This window comes from Neobacillus sp. DY30, from assembly GCF_030123065.1.
Classification (GTDB): Bacteria; Bacillota; Bacilli; order Bacillales; family Cytobacillaceae; genus Neobacillus.
In genome coordinates, this window is sequence record NZ_CP126093.1 from 3,906,392 (window position 1) to 3,923,492 (window position 17,101).

The following is a 17,101-nucleotide window of genomic DNA, read 5'->3' on the forward strand; positions in this document are numbered from 1 at the left end:
GTAGATTTAATTTTATTTTTCTATATTCACCAAGATTATAGACTAATCAATATAACCTATTCGCTAATGACAGCCTCTACATCGATTTCCATTAACATCTCAGGCATTGCAAACCCACTTACCAATAATCCAGTACTGCAAGGGTATACATCTTTAAAATGTTTTGCAATAACCGGATAGACTTTGCTTCGATCTTCACGGTGCATCAAGTAAACGGTAATCTTACAAATATCATTAATCGTGCCGCCAGCCTCCTCAATCAGCTGCCTAACACAGGTACATGCCATTTCGGCTTGCGCTTCTACATCGCCAATACCGTGAAAGTTTCCATCTAAATCAAATCCTGTTTGCCCTCTCAAAAAGATTCGATTTCCAGCTCGAACGGCCATGCAAAATTCATTATCAATATGGTGTTCTGGTTTTCCCAAGTTTTTTGGATAATATTGGGCAGTTTTGAACTTTCGGAATCTCTGAATCTCTACTTTTTTTGTTTCGCCATGAACTGTCATCTTGGTATTTCCTCCCTAAATTTTTATTAAAGGAATTTATCCTTATTTATACCCTAAAAACAATATAATGTTTTTTCTGAATATTGTCAAGATTTTGAACATCTTATCCGAGATAAGATTTTTGAACAATTTCGCTTTCTTTTAGTTCTTTTTTGGTTCCTTCGCCTGCTAAACGCCCAGCCATTAATACATACCCACGACTGCAAAAATCAATCGCCATTTCCGCATTCTGATCTACCAAGAGGATAGTGGTTCCTTGCTGATGTAATTCGGTTATTTTATCATAAACTTCAAACACTAGTTTTGGTGATAGACCCATTGATGGTTCATCGAGTAATAATAATTTCGGTTTCGTCATCATTGCTCTTGCAATCGCCAGCATTTGCTGCTCTCCACCAGACAAAAGTCCTGCAAACTGGTCTTTTCTTTCTCTTAGAATTGGAAAAGGCTCTGTAACCTCTTCTGCCCTTTGCTGACGACTTTTAACCGGAAGAGTATAACCACCTAGAAGTAAATTATCCCAAACTGACAGTAATGGAAATACATGTCTTCCTTCAGGAACAAGTGTCATGCCGCGACTGACTAGTTTAAACGTTTTTTCATTAAGAATTGATTTACCAGTAAGTTGAATATCACCACTTTTAGGGCGCAGCTCTCCAATAATCGTTTTCAATAATGTGCTTTTCCCTGCACCATTGGCACCGATAACAGAAACGGCTTCCTTCTCTCCTACCTTCAAACTAACATTGTCTAAAGCACATATTTGTCCATAATATGTACTTACGTTTTCTACATTAAGCATTTACCTCAGCCCTCCCCATATAAGCCTCTATTACAGCAGGATGATTCTGAATCACTTCAGGAGGACCTTCTACTAACTTTTCTCCAAAATTTATTACAGTAATTTGGTTTGACAATGTATTTACTAGGTGCATATCGTGAGCAATAATTAAAATCGTAATGCCTTGTTCACTGACCTGTGTAAATAGATTCATAAGCTCTTTTGTTTCTTTCTGATTCATACCAGCAGTAGGTTCATCGAGTAATAATAACCGTGGATTTGTTGCTAAAGCTCTGGCAATCTCAACACGTCTTTGACTTCCATAGGATAGTTTGGCTGCGTACTCATGCCGCATATCCCACAAACCAACGAATTTTAATATTTCTTCAATACGTTCCCTTGCCTGCCGTTCCTTGTTCCGAAAGTTCTTTGTCCGGAATAAAGCAGGGAGAAGTTTTCCACCTGTAAAAAGATAGGTTCCTATTAATACAGTTTCAAAGACTGTCATATCAGGAAATAACCGGATATTTTGGAAGGTACGTGATACCCCTTGCTCGGCAATTTTATCTGGTCTCAATGAAGTAATATCCTGATTTAATAATTGTATTTTCCCTTCATCTGGCGTAATAACCCCTGTGATGAGGTTAAATAAGGTGCTTTTCCCAGCTCCGTTTGGACCGATAATCGCATGAATATTGTTTTGCGAAACCGAAAATGTTAAATTGTTAACTGCCTTTACTCCCCCAAAAGCCTTTGAAAGATTGTCGACGGTTAAGATAGCTGAATTAGTAACATAATTATTGTTCATAACTCAACCCCTCTTTCTCTAACGCTGTTTTTTCTATTCGTGAATTTTTTTGAAAAAGACGTTCTGTTACTAACTTTAATAACCCCATGATTCCCTTAGGGAAAAACATAATCATGACGACGATCAAAAATCCATAAATTAACATTCTTAATTCTGGTGTCTCCCGAAGTGCTTCTGAAGAAACGGTAAGAATCGATGCACCGATTAAGGCACCCGCTATTGAACCTTGGCCACCAATCATGACCATAGTTAAAATCGTTACAGACATTCCAAAAGCAAATGTTTCCGGACTTACAACACGTAAGAAATGAGCATATAAAGCGCCAGCCGCGCCGCAAAAGGAAGCCGATATGGTAAACATCATTACTTTTGTCTTAAATACAGGTATTCCCATCGCTTGAGCTGCAAGTTCATCATCTCTTATGGCCGTACAGGCACGGCCAAATCCTGATTTAATGATTAACCTTGTTACTAAAATACCTAAAAGTACAAATATTAATAATAAAGGGTAATAATCGTGATATTGTAAAAACATTAGCTCAAATGATCCTATTTTAATAGATGGAGGGGCAGGTATTCCGGCAATCCCCATTGGTCCTCCTGTAAGATCATTCCAGTTTAAAAATACTAGCCAGATGATCGTTCCAAATGCTAGTGTCGCCATTACTAGGTATTCTTCGATTAATTTCAATCCAATAAAACCAATGACAAATCCAATTAAGGCGGTTATGACAATGGAAAATGGAAGATTCACCCAGAGAGAAAAACCTAGTTTTTTAGCCAAAATGGCAGCAACATATGCTCCGATCCCAAAGAATGCTCCATGTCCAACGGAAACTTGACCAGTATATCCAACAATGAGGTCTAGACCTAATGCAAGGATGGCGTAGATCAGGATAAGATTAATAACATACATAAAGTAAGGATTCACAACTGCAAGAGGCAGGAGAAATAATGCAATCCCTCCAAAAATGAACACGATTTTTCGAAAACCTGTTTTTTTGATTAATTCCATCCTTTCTCCCCCCTTATACCTTCTGTTGAACGATTTTCCCAAAGATTCCTTGAGGACGAACTAATAAAATGAATAATAAGATGACCATGGCAACGGCATCTCTATAACCCGAAGAAATAAAACCTGCAGCAAAACTTTCAATTATTCCTAGCAATAAGCCGGCAATCATAGCTCCTGGAATATTTCCCATTCCCCCCATAACCGATGCAGTAAATCCTTTTAGTCCTGCAAATACACCCATCGTTGGATATACTAGGAATACAGGACCTACCAAAATACCCGCAAGTGCACCAACAGCTGAACCGATTGCAAAAGTAATCGAAATGATTTTGTTGGCATTAATACCCATTAATTGCGTAGCCTGAATGTTTTGTGAGGCTGCTTGGACTGCTTTTCCCATAAGGGTTCGATTGATAAATAATTCTAAAACAATCATGACTAGAATGGTGACTATGATAATATAAACATAGTGCTGATTGATCAGCATATCTCCAATACTTATATTCTTAGAAAGAAATGGAGAGGTTAATCTTTCCGGTGTGGCCCCCCAAATATATTGAGCTAAATTTTGTAGGACAATGGAGATCCCAATAGCTGCAATGAGTAAATTTAATTTAGGTGCACTTCGCATTCGCATGTAAACCACTTTTTCCATTAAATACCCTAGTAATGCTCCAGCACATACGCCTCCAATATAAGCAAGCCATAAAGGTGTATCTAATAATAGAAGATAAAGGGACACGAATGCCCCTCCCATATATACTTCACCATGTGCAAAGTTTATAAAACGAAGCACATTCCACACCATCGTGTAGCCAATCGCCATTAACGCGTATATGCTGCCGAGGACTATTCCATTTATTAATTGGTCAAAGAACACGATTATCCCCCTATTCTGATTCTTTAATTACTGAGAAGTTACCCTTTTGAACTTGCATAATCATTGGGGTATTTGAACGATCACCGTTTTTATCAAATTTAATTGGTCCAGTTATCCCTTGATATTCAATACTTGCCAATGCCGCGCGTGCTTTTTCAGCGTCGCCGCCGCCATCTTCTAGTGCTTTTGCAAGAGCCATCGCTGCATCAAAAGCAATTGCCGTATTGGCCTGTGCTGGAACATTATTTTCCTCAGCTAGCGCTTTAAATTCTTTCATTTGTTCTGAATCTGCGTTTAGATCAATCATCGACGCAAAAATATGATTTTCAACTGCATCTCCACCTAATGAAATGAGTTGCTCTGAATACATAGAATCATCTGGTGAGAAGAACTGTACATCCAACCCAGCCTGTCTTGCTTGTTGCTCAATTAACGCTACCTCGTTGTACAGTCCGACAACCATAACCGCATCAGGATTTAGGTTTTTAATCTTAGATAATTGTGCTGAGAAGTTTTTATCGCCTGGATTATATTTTTCAGTTGCAATAAATTCTACTCCAAGGTCTTTTGTCGATTTCTTTGCTGCATCATACATTGTAATTCCATAATCTGTATTTTCAAATAAGGCTGCTATTTTCTTTACCTTTTTCTCTTCTGCCATATATTTCATAACAGCAGGTACATAAACGGAACCAGTTAAGATTACACGAAATAAATACTCATTACCCGTTTTAGACAAATCAGGGCTTGCCCCCATATTTAAATGAAGGACTTTTGAGGATCCTGAAACTTCCTGGGCAGCCAATGTTGGTGATGAATTATATCCTCCAATGATAGCCTTAACCCCGTCATTCATAATCATTTTATTGACTACGGCAACGGCTTCTGAAGGAGTAGCTTTATCGTCACCAACTACTAACTCAAGCTTTTTGCCGTTTATGCCGCCTTCACTATTAATCTTTTTAAAAGCAAGATCTACACCATTTTTCATATCTTGTCCGTATTGTGCGTTATCGCCAGTCATCGGTGCTTGCAGCCCTACAAGAATCTTGTCACCACTCTCTGAATTTCCTGTTCCAGATGAAGAATTTGTCCCAGAACACCCAACTAACAATATGGCTAAGACCATAAACATAACAATCTTTTTCACTATTAATTTTGTAGATTGTGCCACATTAAGTCCCCCTTTAATATATTTAGAAATTTTTATTACTTACATAACTCATAGTCTTATAGAAGACTTTGTAGTATTAGGTTTAATCCCAGCTGCTTTTCGCACCAATTCACGATTAGGTTCCAAATCAAAATTGTTAAACACGGCCATTTGTTGAGCAAATGGCGGACTTTGGGCAAATAATTCAAAGGTGGTACGATGACCCGCATAAGAGGAATTTAACAAATCTCTTGCAAAATAGAGCAATTTTCCGCGGTCTTCCGGTGACCATGTCCCAACAGAGTAATATTGATCGATGTATGGTTTGATTTCCGAGTCTGCCATCGTGACAGAGTCTGGCGTTACCGCTAATTGTCCTCCAACCAACTCTCTTGTTAAATGAGCCATTGCCGGGAAATTAGCTAATGCAAAGACACGTCGGTGTACAGTAGTGATTGATTTGGCATCATTAATCCGCCTGGGCTTTTTTCTGCTTCTGCGACGGCTGCGGTTAAATGAGCATTAATTCCTTCACGATAATTAATAAGTTGAGAGATTTTCTCTTTTACTGCTTGTAGATGAGTCAAACCAGTTTGTTCGACATTCAATAAGGCGGCTCCGATTAAATAATCGGCCCTGCGCAACATTCTAAGGGTGTAATTAAAGGCAGAATAACGATGAAGAGTGGAACGGATATAAGCGGCAGATTCTAAGGAGCGATGGAAAAGGACATTTTCCCATGGAATTAAGACGTTATCGAAAATAAGTAATGTATCAATTTCTTCAAATTTTGTGGCAATCGGATAATCTTGAGGGTTTCTGTTAGTACCTAGAGATGTCCGGCAAATATGCTTCAATCCCGATGAACCCATATCACAAATGAATCCGCAGGCGAATGGAGCCATTTTTTCCGACCCAGCGTTCCAGTCTAAAATGGTTGGTTTTACAAATGCTTGATGTGCATAGGCAGCGGCTGTTTCAAATTTAGCACCCTTTACCACAATTCCTTTATCGTTTTCTTCAACGACATGAAGCAGGGTTCCACCATCTTTTCCACTGAATAATTTACTTCTATCGCCTTTTGGATCTGTATTCGCTGATACATGAAACAAATCTTCTCTTGCGACACGGTCAATGTGATACTTAATATTTTTGGCATAGGTTGGATCAATTTCATTTAGTTTATCTTGGGCATCAAAGAGGGACCACATTTCACCAATGGTTTCATCTCCAACTCGGTAAACTACCCCGCCAAGGTCGTCTAGAACGGTTTCCACATGTGTGCGAATAGCTCTCAAATCTTCCTTCGTCTCAGGTGCTTTGTATGCTCGAGATACAATCTCACCATCTGGCAGTCTGGTCGTTAACGTATTGGTATACTTCTCTTCAAACGCAATATCATACATTCTAGCTTTTACATCAATGATGGGCTTAAAGGATGGGTGTTCGGCCACGTTCCGAACTTTTTCACCATCAATATAGATTTCCCTTCCGTCATTCAGCGATTCACGGTACTCTTTACCTGTCATTAATCCCATATGATTCCTCCTATAATTTCATTGATGGCTAGAACCCGCTACATGAATTTCAAAGATTAAGTTTTCTTTGTTCATTTACGGAACTTTTCTTTAATTGTTCTTTAATTAAAAATAACAAATTCACAGTGTTAATGTCAATTAAATATTCAAAAAATTCTTTATTTTATAAATTCAATATTATTACTATATCAAATTTTAATTTAATTTTTTACATTAAAAATACTATTTTAATAGAGAAACTAGAAAGCATTCAAAAAGACCTATACTACAAATGAAGGCCCGCTAATATTAGCAAGCCTTCTATCGTAACATTAAAAGGAAAAAGACTTTATTCCTATCCTTTTCTTTCTTCAATCTTCTTAAACGCTAATCTCCTTTCCTGAAATCTTTCTGTCCAATTGAATAACTCCTTGCAAAATTAAATTTCCAACCTTCTCAATATCATCGGGTTCACTAAACTCTTCCGGGCAATGGCTTTTCCCACCGATACTCTTTACAAAAACCATAACCGATTTCGTTATACTTGCCATATGGGCGGCATCATGCACAGCCATGCTTGGCAGCGTTAAACAAGGTTCGTTCATTTCCCTAGCAGTGTTTTCAAGTACAGATACCATATCCTGATCTAAAATCACTGGTTTTTGGTCAAGAAATACTTCTTGATTGACTTTTACTTTTCTTCTACAAGAAACCTCGTTCCAAACACCTTGGATGGAATCAACCGCCTCATGAATAATCTCCTCCGACTCAGCTCTTATTTCCAAAATAAAATCAACTTGTCCAGGGATGATATTGGCAGCATTGGGAATTACATTTATTTTCCCTACTGTTCCGACAACATTACCCTTGGATTTGCAATACCGCTCCACTTCAAGAATCATTTCCGACGCGGCTGTAAGAGCATCTCGTCTATTAACCATCATGGTAGTACCAGAATGATTGGGGTCCCCTTTTACGGATACAAAACTTCGATAGGTACCAACAACACTGTTAATCACCGCCATCGGAATATTCGTGTTTTCTAGCCGCTGCCCCTGCTCAATATGAAGCTCAATAAAAGCTTTTTTATCATTGTGCATATTTTTCATTTCTGGGAATTTATCAAGTCCTCCGCCAACCTTCTTCAGTTCCTCACTCAGAAGGACTCCTTTTGAATCACGAATATTCTCTAACATTCCTGACGTTAAACGTCCGACAAAGCAACGGCTGCCAAAAGTGGATAGATTAAAATCGTTCGACTCTTCTGCAGTGAAGGAAACAATTTCAATATCATGGTCAAGGAGAATGTTATGGTCTTTTATCGTTTGGATAATTTCTTTTGCCATAAGAACTCCCAGAGGTCCATCGTAATTTCCCCCATTAGGAACAGAATCCAAATGTGAGCCAATAACGATACTGCCTTTCTTTTTTCCAGTACCTTTATATTTCCCCCAAATATTGGCTGCACCATCAATGGTAATTTGAAGTCCCATTTCCTTTAATTCATCTATAAACAATCGACGTACTTGATGATCTTCGTATGAGAAACTAGGTCTAGTCACACCTCCATGTTCATTCTTTCCATATTCGCTATATCGCTCAATATCTTGTAGTAAACGACTAAGAGTAATGTTCACTTTATTTTCCCCACTTTCACAGACTACCAATTTATCATTCTTTTTCTATTTTTTCTCAAGAAATAAAATGGGAGCAACAATTTTGAATAACTCCATCATTGCTGCTCCAGTTTTATAAGATTACTTATACAGAATGAATCTACTAATAAAACTCGAATTCTTTAAACGGCAAAGTTTTTTTCTGCCAAAAAGGAAATATGGCGGACATCTCCCAGTAATTTTTTGGCCGAAGAGTAGTTTCCTTGCAGTAATAATTTGCGAATACGAGTGGAAGAGATTAATTCACCTTGGTCACATTGCAGTGGATTTAAAACACCTACATTAAAATGAGCCCTTAAATCGTCGATAGTACCTTTTCGATCTTTCCCAAATTGAAAGTTTGGCCCTTCCCAGATTTCAACCGGTTTGATTAGGTGTAGTTCTTCTATAAAAGCAGAAACAGTTTGTTTGGTAAATGCTTCGTTAAATTGCCCTACAATCACATGCTCAGCACCCAGCATCTCAAGCCGGTTTAGCTTTTCATCGAGTGAAGTGATCATTTGGCAATTTTTAAAATATACCTTCGGAGGCGGATCAAAGGTATAGACGACAAAAGGAACTTCAAGTTGCTCCGCCCGTAATTTTGTTTTAACGAGCAATGCTTTGTGCCCTAAATGTACACCGTCAAGTGCACCAATCGTGAGAGCTGATGCTGGGAGCTTTAAAGTACCTGGTGCATGAATTTCCAAAGTAAAAACTCCTTTCTACTATATGCTAGAAACAGGTACAGACGATTTAATCCCTGCTGCTTTTCGCACCAGCTCACGATTAGGTTCCAAATCAAAATTGTTAAACACAGCCATCTGTTGAGCAAATGGCGGACTTTGGGCAAATAATTCAAAGGTGGTTCGGTGACCCGCATAAGAGGAATTTAACAAATCTCTTGCGAAATAAAGTAATTTCCCACGATCTTCTGGTGTCCATTCTCCAACAGAGTAATATTGATCAATATAAGGTTGGATTTCAGGGTCTGCCATCGTAGTAGAGTCCGGAGTAACCGCTAATTGTCCGCCAACAAGCTCTCTTGTTAAGTGGGCCATTGCCGGGAAATTAACTAATGCGAAGACACGACCGGTGTACAGTAATGATTGATTTGGCATCATTAATCCGCCTGGACTTCTTTCCGCTTCTGCGACGGCAGCGGTTAAATGAGCATTAATTCCTTCACGATAATTAATTAGTTGAGAAATTTTCTCTTTTACTGCTTGTAGATGAGTCAAACCAGTTTGCTCAACATTCAATAAGGCGGCTCCGATTAAATAATCGGCTCTGCGAAGCATTCTAAGGGTGTAATTAAAGGCAGAATAACGATGAAGAGTAGAACGGATATAAGCGGCAGATTCTAAGGAGCGATGAAAAAGGACATTTTCCCATGGAATTAAGACGTTATCGAAAATAAGCAATGTATCAATTTCTTCAAATTTTGTGGCAATCGGATAATCTTGTGGATTTCGGTCAGCACCGAGGGATGTACGGCAAATATGCTTTAGACCAGGTGAACCCATATCGCAAATAAATCCACAAGCGAAAGGAGCCATTTTCTCTGATCCGGCATTCCAATCTAAAATAGTTGGTTTTACAAATGCTTGATGGGCATAGGCTGCGGCGGTTTCAAACTTAGCGCCTTTTACGACAATTCCTTTATCATTTTCCTCGACCACATGAAGCAGCGTTCCACCGTCTTTTCCACTGAATAATTTACTTCTATCCCCTTTTGGATCCGTGTTTGCCGATACATGGAACAAGTCTTCTCTTGCGACACGGTCAATGTGATACTTAATATTTTTTGCATAGGTTGGATCAATTTCGTTTAATTTATCTTGGGCATCAAAGAGGGACCACATTTCTCCAATGGTTTCATCACCAACCCGGTAAACTACCCCGCCAAGGTCGTCTAGCACGGTTTCCACATGTGTGCGAATAGCTTTCAAATCTTCCTTCGTCTCAGGTGCTTTGTATGCTCGGGATACAATCTCCCCATCTGGAAGTCTAGTTGTTAACGTATTAGCATACTTCTCTTCAAACGCCATATCATACATTCTAGCTTTTACATCAATGATGGGCTTAAAGGACGGGTGTTCAGCTAGATTCCGAACCTTCTCACCATCAATATAGACTTCCCTCCCATCATTCAGTGACTCTCTATACTGTTTACCTGTCATTAATGCCATTCCAATTTCCTCCCTATAAAATTATATTTTTTTCATTCTACTTAGCTTCAATAAATTGACCAAATTTCCCACGATAATAGACTAGTGGATCCGCGCTTGCTGAGTGAGCATTTTGTACCTCAGCTAGAAAAACGGAATGAGTACCACCAGTTACTTCTTCAACGACACGACATTCAAGATGTGCAAGTGTATCTTCGAGGACAGGATTGCCTAGATCCCCGTAAGAGAAATGAACATTCTTAAATTTATCAGTATTTGCTCTAGCAAATCTAAGAGCTAAATCTTTTTGATTTTCATTCATAATGTTGACTGTAAAAGATTCTGCAGCCGATATCGCATGACATGTTCCTGTGCTTTTATTGACACAAACGAGCAGCATTGGCGGCTCAACGGATACAGAACTAACTGCGCTGGCAGTAATTCCAAAATCTACTCCGTTGTTTCTAACGGTAATAATCGATACACCGCTGGCAAAATGGCCAATAACATGTTTGAATTGATCTTGTTCAACCAAAGGTAACCGTTCTTTATTCTCCTTCGATGAATTCATTTACAAACACTCCTCATTTTTTATTTACGGAATAATTCTTAATATGTTCCTTAAATAAAACTATACAGAGGGTATAGAGTAATGTCAACAGAATTTTCAAAAAATTCTCTATAATTATATTGAAAATATTGTTTAATGTTAGGTAAACTTAAAATACATTTATTGATACCTAAATATTTTCATAATTGATATAATTAAATACAATCTTTTTATTGGGGGGAATTATTTGAAACCAAGAGTTGGAATTATTGGACCAGATGACTCGGTCCAACTTATTTCTGAAATTGCAATGGAATATAGTGACCACATCCAACCTGTGCCATTTATTTATTCCAATACAAATGAAGCTTCTGACTTGATACAAAAAAATCAACAGGCAGTTGATCTTTGGATTCTGGCAGGACCTGCATTATATAATTCATTTCTAGAGAGTGGTGTCAATCAACCCTTCTTTTTACTAAAGTTAGATGGTGCCAGCCTAACAAAGACTTTAGTAGAGATTGGATACAATGATAAAAAAGCGCTTGAATCCATTAGCATTGATATGCTAACAGAACGTGATGTCTATGAAACCTACAACGACCTTTATATTTCAAGCAATCAGGTTTATGTTCAAGAGTATACACATGAAACTCCGCTAGAAAGTCTTCTAACCTTTCATCAAAATCTTTATCAAAAAGGAAAAGTAGAACTTTGTATCACTTGTTTGCGTTCAATATATGATCAATTACGATTGGAAAATATTCCTGCCTATAGAGTTACTCCGACAAGAAGCAACATTCGTGAGACCCTATCAACGGCCATACAACAATGGGAAACCATGCATTTTAAACAATCACAAATTGCAGCAATACTTGTAAAGATTCAAGGTATAGAGAAAAAAGATGATCATCATATGGTATCGTACGAATTACATCGCTTAATTTTAGATATTCAGGCTGCCATCTTAAATTTTGCAGAATCTATTTCTGGCTCTTTTATCACCATTGGAACCGGAGCCTTTGTTATATTTTCCACGAGAGGTTCTGTTCAAGAAACAGAGAAACCGATTGGATCTCTTCTAGAAGAATTATCGTTAATTTCTGATTTACCATCCAATATCGGTATAGGTTATGGCGATACCGCTCTGTCAGCCGAAGAAAACGCAAGACTTGCTTTAAATCATGCTCAAAACTATGATTCTTTTTGTGCTTTTCTTGTTGATAATAATGGATCCATTGAAGGACCTTTAGAAGAAAAAGAAGTCATCACCTTCAAATACCGAACTGAAAATAAGGAAATAAGCGATAAACTTAAACATAGTGGGATAACTATCACAACATTTAATAAAATTTTGTCGGTGCAAAAAAGAGTTGGTAATGGTACCATTACCGCAACTCAGATAGCAGACACACTAAAAATGACTCCAAGAAACGCCCGCCGTATTCTAACGGGTCTACTGGACCAAGGAATTGCTGAAATCATCGGAGATGAGGCTCCAACCTCTAAAGGGCGGCCGCGGAAAATATATCGAGTGAGTGGTGGAGTAGAAACGGGGACAAGCAAAACCATTTAATGGCTATTTTAATAATAAATCTACTTCTGTTGTAATCTTTGAGTCCTATCCCATTTAAGATAGGACTTATTTTTATCTAACCCTTTTTATATTTATTTTTAGGATAGGTGCGATTGGGATAATCTACAAAGTGCATTCTCATATAAAGACAAAAATAATTGAAAATATTAGTGTTAATCGCTATATTTGATAAGGTAATAAAAGTAAAGTGACTGAGTTGATTGATTGTTCAGCACTTTTATTGGAGGATTGAGCATTGTGAAGTTAGGACCTCGCGTCATTAAAACAGGAATCGCTGTTACATTGGCCTTATATATATGTTCGGTATTAAATCTTGAATCCGCAGTCTTTGCGGGAATTGCTGCGATTTTTACGATTCAACCCTCCATTTACCGCACATGGAAACAAGTATGGAATCAAGCTCAAACCAATATCTTAGGTGCTATTTTTGCCTTTCTGGGATTATACTTTCTTGGCAATGACCCATTTTCTATTGGACTCGTAATCATTATTCTGATATCGATTAGTTTAAAGTTAAAAATGGGAGAAACGATTTCGCTAACGGTCGTGACGGTGTTAGCGATTATGAGTGCACCAGGTAACGATTGGCTCTTTGCTTTGAACCGTTTTATCGTTACCTTCATTGGAATGGCAATCGCATTATTGGTGAATATTTTTGTCTACCCGCCAAACTACAAGAAAAATTACGTAAATAAAATCAATGAAATTTTCCAAGATTTCTCTATTTTAATGAGAACCGCGATCTCTGACGAAATGACGGAAAAGTCGTTTAAGGAGCAAATGGAACAATTAGAGAATGATATTTTTCAATTAGAAGAGCAATTTATGTTATTTGATGAAGAACGCGAAAAAATGTCCAAGATCAATAATATGGATGTACGAGAAATTGTTGTGTTTAAGCAAATGTTTAAATCACTCCAACATGGATATATGGTCTTAGAGGATATTGATTCCATCTATTTTACCAGTAAGCCGACACCTGAAGAAAATCGGCTTTTTGATCAACACCTCGAGTATCTTATCAAGTATCATGAGCTGTTTCTATTAAAATATGATGGAAAAATAAAAATGGATCTACCTTCATTAGAAGATGAGTTTTTGAAACAAACAGAGGTCTTTTTGGAAAAAGTAATGAAGTCCTATCTTGAAAATCATAAAATTCAAATGACCGTTATTGGGGCTTCTGTTTATCATTATGCCTTTCAATTGGACCGTTTGAATACCTTGGTAGAACAATATATGAAGAAATCACATTAGAATATAGTTAACTTTTTTAAATTTATATTTTGTTCTTGAAGATCCAATTCAACTTACACTTGAAACTAACTAGTAAAAAAGCAACCTAAGGTTGCTTTCTTTATTAATAATATCTTTTCAATTTATAGTTGCATCTATCTATAAGGCGTTTTTTACGTTCTTTATTTCGAACAATTTATTGTTCAATCTAGGAGTATAGATAATTAGAAATCCAGATCTCCCAATCGTATAGACAATGAACGCAAGCCATAAGCCATGATTATGCCAGATAGGTGTTACCGTAATTTGAATAAGAATATAGACAATCATTGCATAAATCATAGAGTTTCGGACGGGAGCAATTTCAGTCGCTCCGGTAAAGACACCATAAATCACAAGGCCAAAACACGCAGCAAACGGATAAAGAATTAACCATATTCCATATTGAGTTGAAAGTTCGATAATGCTAGGTATATTTGTAAATAGGGCAATAATTTGTTCATGAAAAAATCCATATACAAAAGCGATAGAAAACGCGGTAATCACCGCCCATTGCTTTGATAAAGTAAGTGTTTTTTTATATAATTCCTTGTCGTTCGCTCCTACCGCTTTGCCGACAAGAATACTTGTGGCATTCGCAAACCCTTCGAAAAAATAAGCCATTATGTAATGAATTTGAAAAAGCACTGCATTTGCAGCTAGAAAATCTGTTCCAAACGAAGCACCCTTTGCCGTAAACATATTAATAACGACTAATAAACAAATAGTTCGAATAAACAAATCCTTGTTAACGTTGAACATCTTTTTCATCGACACAGTATCTATCAGTTCTTGAAAGGATGGTAATCTCCATACGAATGGTGATGCCTTTATCACAATAAGTAATCCTAATATAAAGGCTGTCACTTCAGCAATCAAAGCCGCCGTAGCAACCCCTTTAACAGCAAATGAAAAGACATGAACAAAAACAATAGCCAATATCATATTCAAAACATTCATAAACACTTGTAAAAATAATGATTCTTTAATCTTAGCCATCCCCATTAGCCAGCCAAGGATGACATAGTTCATCAAGGTAAAAGGTGCTCCCCAAATTCTAATTCGAAAATATTCTGCAGCAAACTTACTGACATCAGAATCAGAGGAAAACAATATCAGAGCCAAATATTCAATCGGCCATTGTAAGAGAATAAAACAAATTCCCACCACAACAGCTAATAGAAAGGGACGCGCTAAAGCAAGTATTCCTTGATCTGGGTCGCTTGCCCCGTTCGCTTGTGCAGCAAAAGCAGACGTACTAACCCGTAAAAAACCGAATACCCAATATAATGTATTAAAAATTAAAGTCCCAACTGCAACTCCGCCAATATAAGCCGAATCAGGAAGCTGCCCTACTACGGCTGTATCTACGGCGCCTATCAAGGGCGTTGTCATCGTCGAAATTGTTAAGGGAATTGCCAAAGCAAGGTACGCTCGATGATTCATTCGGAACGGCCTCCTTCTATATCAATTAAAAACAATAGCCCCGATTTTTTAAATGAAATCGAGGCATTCGAAAATGTAAATACTTTATAATTAAGCACGTCTAACCGAGCGAAAACGCGGATGACTAGCAAGCATTGAATCTCTCATTTCATTTACCACAGGATGTTTTGATGTGAAAAACAGATTTTTCTCATCGTATAAATCGACTAGTTCCCCTTTTTCTAACACACCTAGTCGATCACTAATGGTATAGGCAGCGTTAATGTCATGGGTAATAAAAAGATACGATAACCCGAAGTCTGCTTTTAACTCTTTTAGTAATTCCAAAATCAGGGTTTGATTCACCATATCCAGACTACTAACAGATTCGTCAAGGACAATCAGCTTTGGCTTGAGTGAGATGGCTCGAGCAACATTGATTCTTTGCAATTGCCCGCCGCTAAATTGATTTGGATATTTTTTCAAATCTTTTTCACTGAGCCCTACCCTTTCCAATAATTCAATTACGGTTCGTTTTTGTTCAGTGGGTGTAAGCTTTTCATAGTTTTCCAACGGTTCTGCAATAATTCGTTCGGCCGTCATTCGTGGGTTGACCGATGAATATGAGTCCTGAAAGACTGCCTGAAGGTCCCGGCGTATATTTTGACGAATATGTTTATCTGCGGAATAAATATCATGCCCTTGAAACAGAACCTGTCCAAGTTGCGGCCGTTCCAAACCGAGAATCACTTTTCCTAAGGTACTTTTTCCAGCACCACTCGTACCGAGCAATCCTAAACAAGTTCCTTCCTCTATATTAAGAGAAATGTTAGAAAGTATTTTTTTAGAACGGTCTTTCCAGTTGAACAACTTTCGGGATCCGTAGCTATGAGTTACATCCTTTACTTGTAATAAACTCATTTTTCCACCCCTTATTTAAGCCAAATGGATGACAGATTCATTTAATGGTAATACTGAGCGTGCATTTAAAAGTTTTTTCGTATACTCATGCTGTGGCGCGTCAAATAGCTGGAACACGTCCGCTTTTTCTACGATTCGACCATTCTGCATAACAGCCACTTCATCCGCCATTTCAGCAATGACCCCAAGATCATGGGATACTAATAATATAGCCGAACCATATTCAGAGCGAATTTTATCTAGGTGATATAGCACTCTCTTTTGATTAGTTACGTCAAGAGCAGTTGTTGGTTCATCGGCAATAATAACCGACGGATGTAAGCATGCTGCGATCGCAATCATCACCCGTTGAAGCATACCCCCACTCAATTGAAAAGGATAATGTTTTAATAGTTTATCGGGATTTGGTAAATTCACATGACACATCGCTTCAATAGCAAGCTCTTTTGCCTGTTTTTTATTCCATTGTGTATGGGAGCGTATGGTTTCAATAAATTGATGACCTATCGTAAAAACAGGCGTAAAAGCATTCATGGGATTCTGCATTATAAAGGCGATATCCTTACCACGAATCTTACGCATTTCTTTCTCACCTAAACCGTTCAATTCGTGCCCTTGTAATTCTATGCTTCCGTCAACCTTGGTAGTTATCCGGTCGAGCAGCTGAAGAATGGCCATACTCGTAACGGTTTTACCGCATCCACTTTCTCCAACTAGCCCAAGGACCTTTCCATGCTTTAATTCAAAATTTATATCTTGAACGAGAGTGGCAGCCCCATTCTTTGAATTTACCTGAACATGTAAATCTCTAACTTGCAGCACATTTGACTCTTCTCTACCCAAC

At 37.9% G+C, this 17,101-nt stretch carries 17 protein-coding genes; 2 read left to right on the forward strand and 15 right to left on the reverse strand.

Annotation, left to right across the window (positions count from 1 at the left end):
• Positions 1-56: 56 nt before the first annotated feature.
• From QNH29_RS19040 to QNH29_RS19095, 12 genes are all read right to left on the reverse strand, one after another.
• Positions 57-509, reverse strand: coding sequence for a RidA family protein (locus tag QNH29_RS19040; RefSeq protein ID WP_283860907.1), 453 nt, complete (start codon positions 507-509; stop codon positions 57-59).
• A 103-nt stretch (positions 510-612) separates the two neighbouring features.
• The gene (locus tag QNH29_RS19045) at positions 613-1,311 is read right to left on the reverse strand and encodes an ABC transporter ATP-binding protein (RefSeq protein WP_283860909.1); all 699 of its coding nucleotides are present in this window, start codon (positions 1,309-1,311) and stop codon (positions 613-615) included.
• On the reverse strand, positions 1,304-2,098 hold the full coding sequence (locus tag QNH29_RS19050) for an ABC transporter ATP-binding protein (protein WP_283860910.1): 795 nt from the start codon (positions 2,096-2,098) through the stop codon (positions 1,304-1,306). Before QNH29_RS19050 ends, QNH29_RS19045 begins: the two co-directional genes overlap by 8 nt.
• Positions 2,088-3,113, reverse strand: a complete 1,026-nt coding sequence (locus tag QNH29_RS19055; RefSeq protein ID WP_283860911.1) for a branched-chain amino acid ABC transporter permease — start codon at positions 3,111-3,113, stop codon at positions 2,088-2,090. Before QNH29_RS19055 ends, QNH29_RS19050 begins: the two co-directional genes overlap by 11 nt.
• A 13-nt stretch (positions 3,114-3,126) precedes the next feature.
• Positions 3,127-3,993, reverse strand: a complete 867-nt coding sequence (locus tag QNH29_RS19060; protein ID WP_283860912.1) for a branched-chain amino acid ABC transporter permease — start codon at positions 3,991-3,993, stop codon at positions 3,127-3,129.
• A gap of 10 nt (positions 3,994-4,003) precedes the next feature.
• Positions 4,004-5,167 (reverse strand): ABC transporter substrate-binding protein, encoded by a 1,164-nt coding sequence (locus tag QNH29_RS19065; protein ID WP_283860913.1) that lies wholly within the window; start codon positions 5,165-5,167, stop codon positions 4,004-4,006.
• Between the two features lie 48 nt (positions 5,168-5,215).
• Positions 5,216-5,554, reverse strand: a complete 339-nt coding sequence (locus tag QNH29_RS19070) for a 4-hydroxyphenylacetate 3-hydroxylase C-terminal domain-containing protein (protein WP_283860914.1) — start codon at positions 5,552-5,554, stop codon at positions 5,216-5,218.
• A gap of 14 nt (positions 5,555-5,568) precedes the next feature.
• Positions 5,569-6,684, reverse strand: coding sequence for a 4-hydroxyphenylacetate 3-hydroxylase N-terminal domain-containing protein (locus QNH29_RS19075; RefSeq protein ID WP_283860915.1), 1,116 nt, complete (start codon positions 6,682-6,684; stop codon positions 5,569-5,571).
• Positions 6,685-7,043: 359 nt separating this feature from the next.
• Positions 7,044-8,300 (reverse strand): Zn-dependent hydrolase, encoded by a 1,257-nt coding sequence (locus tag QNH29_RS19080; RefSeq protein WP_283860916.1) that lies wholly within the window; start codon positions 8,298-8,300, stop codon positions 7,044-7,046.
• A gap of 161 nt (positions 8,301-8,461) precedes the next feature.
• Positions 8,462-9,028: an FAD synthetase family protein gene (locus QNH29_RS19085; protein ID WP_283860917.1), complete on the reverse strand. Its 567-nt coding sequence runs from the start codon at positions 9,026-9,028 to the stop codon at positions 8,462-8,464.
• Between the two features lie 18 nt (positions 9,029-9,046).
• Positions 9,047-10,510, reverse strand: a complete 1,464-nt coding sequence (locus QNH29_RS19090; RefSeq protein WP_283860918.1) for a 4-hydroxyphenylacetate 3-hydroxylase family protein — start codon at positions 10,508-10,510, stop codon at positions 9,047-9,049.
• Between the two features lie 37 nt (positions 10,511-10,547).
• The gene (locus tag QNH29_RS19095; RefSeq protein WP_283860919.1) at positions 10,548-11,060 is read right to left on the reverse strand and encodes a flavin reductase family protein; all 513 of its coding nucleotides are present in this window, start codon (positions 11,058-11,060) and stop codon (positions 10,548-10,550) included.
• Between the two features lie 226 nt (positions 11,061-11,286).
• Here QNH29_RS19095 and QNH29_RS19100 point away from each other — a divergent pair, with 226 nt between their 5' ends.
• Together QNH29_RS19100 and QNH29_RS19105 are read left to right on the forward strand one after the other, a co-directional pair.
• Positions 11,287-12,615: a helix-turn-helix domain-containing protein gene (locus tag QNH29_RS19100; RefSeq protein WP_283860920.1), complete on the forward strand. Its 1,329-nt coding sequence runs from the start codon at positions 11,287-11,289 to the stop codon at positions 12,613-12,615.
• Between the two features lie 258 nt (positions 12,616-12,873).
• Positions 12,874-13,893, forward strand: coding sequence for an FUSC family protein (locus tag QNH29_RS19105; protein WP_283860921.1), 1,020 nt, complete (start codon positions 12,874-12,876; stop codon positions 13,891-13,893).
• A gap of 138 nt (positions 13,894-14,031) precedes the next feature.
• On the opposite strand, the gene QNH29_RS19110 is transcribed toward QNH29_RS19105, so the two are convergent.
• The 3 genes from QNH29_RS19110 to nikD form a co-directional block, all read right to left on the reverse strand.
• Positions 14,032-15,357 (reverse strand): MATE family efflux transporter, encoded by a 1,326-nt coding sequence (locus QNH29_RS19110; RefSeq protein ID WP_283860922.1) that lies wholly within the window; start codon positions 15,355-15,357, stop codon positions 14,032-14,034.
• A 90-nt stretch (positions 15,358-15,447) separates the two neighbouring features.
• Positions 15,448-16,257 (reverse strand): nickel import ATP-binding protein NikE, encoded by an 810-nt coding sequence (nikE, locus tag QNH29_RS19115; RefSeq protein WP_283860923.1) that lies wholly within the window; start codon positions 16,255-16,257, stop codon positions 15,448-15,450.
• Positions 16,258-16,272: 15 nt separating this feature from the next.
• Positions 16,273-17,100: a nickel import ATP-binding protein NikD gene (gene nikD, locus QNH29_RS19120; protein ID WP_283865683.1), complete on the reverse strand. Its 828-nt coding sequence runs from the start codon at positions 17,098-17,100 to the stop codon at positions 16,273-16,275.
• Position 17,101 lies beyond the last annotated feature (1 nt).

Coding starts and splice junctions, on each gene's coding strand:
- nikE (WP_283860923.1), bottom strand. CDS start 16,257: ATGAGTTTATTACAAGTAAAGGATGTAACTCATAGCTACGGATCCCGA.
- QNH29_RS19050 (WP_283860910.1), bottom strand. CDS start 2,098: ATGAACAATAATTATGTTACTAATTCAGCTATCTTAACCGTCGACAAT.
- QNH29_RS19095 (WP_283860919.1), bottom strand. CDS start 11,060: ATGAATTCATCGAAGGAGAATAAAGAACGGTTACCTTTGGTTGAACAA.
- QNH29_RS19045 (WP_283860909.1), bottom strand. CDS start 1,311: ATGCTTAATGTAGAAAACGTAAGTACATATTATGGACAAATATGTGCT.
- QNH29_RS19055 (WP_283860911.1), bottom strand. CDS start 3,113: ATGGAATTAATCAAAAAAACAGGTTTTCGAAAAATCGTGTTCATTTTT.
- QNH29_RS19040 (WP_283860907.1), bottom strand. CDS start 509: ATGACAGTTCATGGCGAAACAAAAAAAGTAGAGATTCAGAGATTCCGA.
- QNH29_RS19090 (WP_283860918.1), bottom strand. CDS start 10,510: ATGGCATTAATGACAGGTAAACAGTATAGAGAGTCACTGAATGATGGG.
- QNH29_RS19075 (WP_283860915.1), bottom strand. CDS start 6,684: ATGGGATTAATGACAGGTAAAGAGTACCGTGAATCGCTGAATGACGGA.
- QNH29_RS19070 (WP_283860914.1), bottom strand. CDS start 5,554: ATGGCTCATTTAACAAGAGAGTTGGTTGGAGGACAATTAGCGGTAACG.
- QNH29_RS19110 (WP_283860922.1), bottom strand. CDS start 15,357: ATGAATCATCGAGCGTACCTTGCTTTGGCAATTCCCTTAACAATTTCG.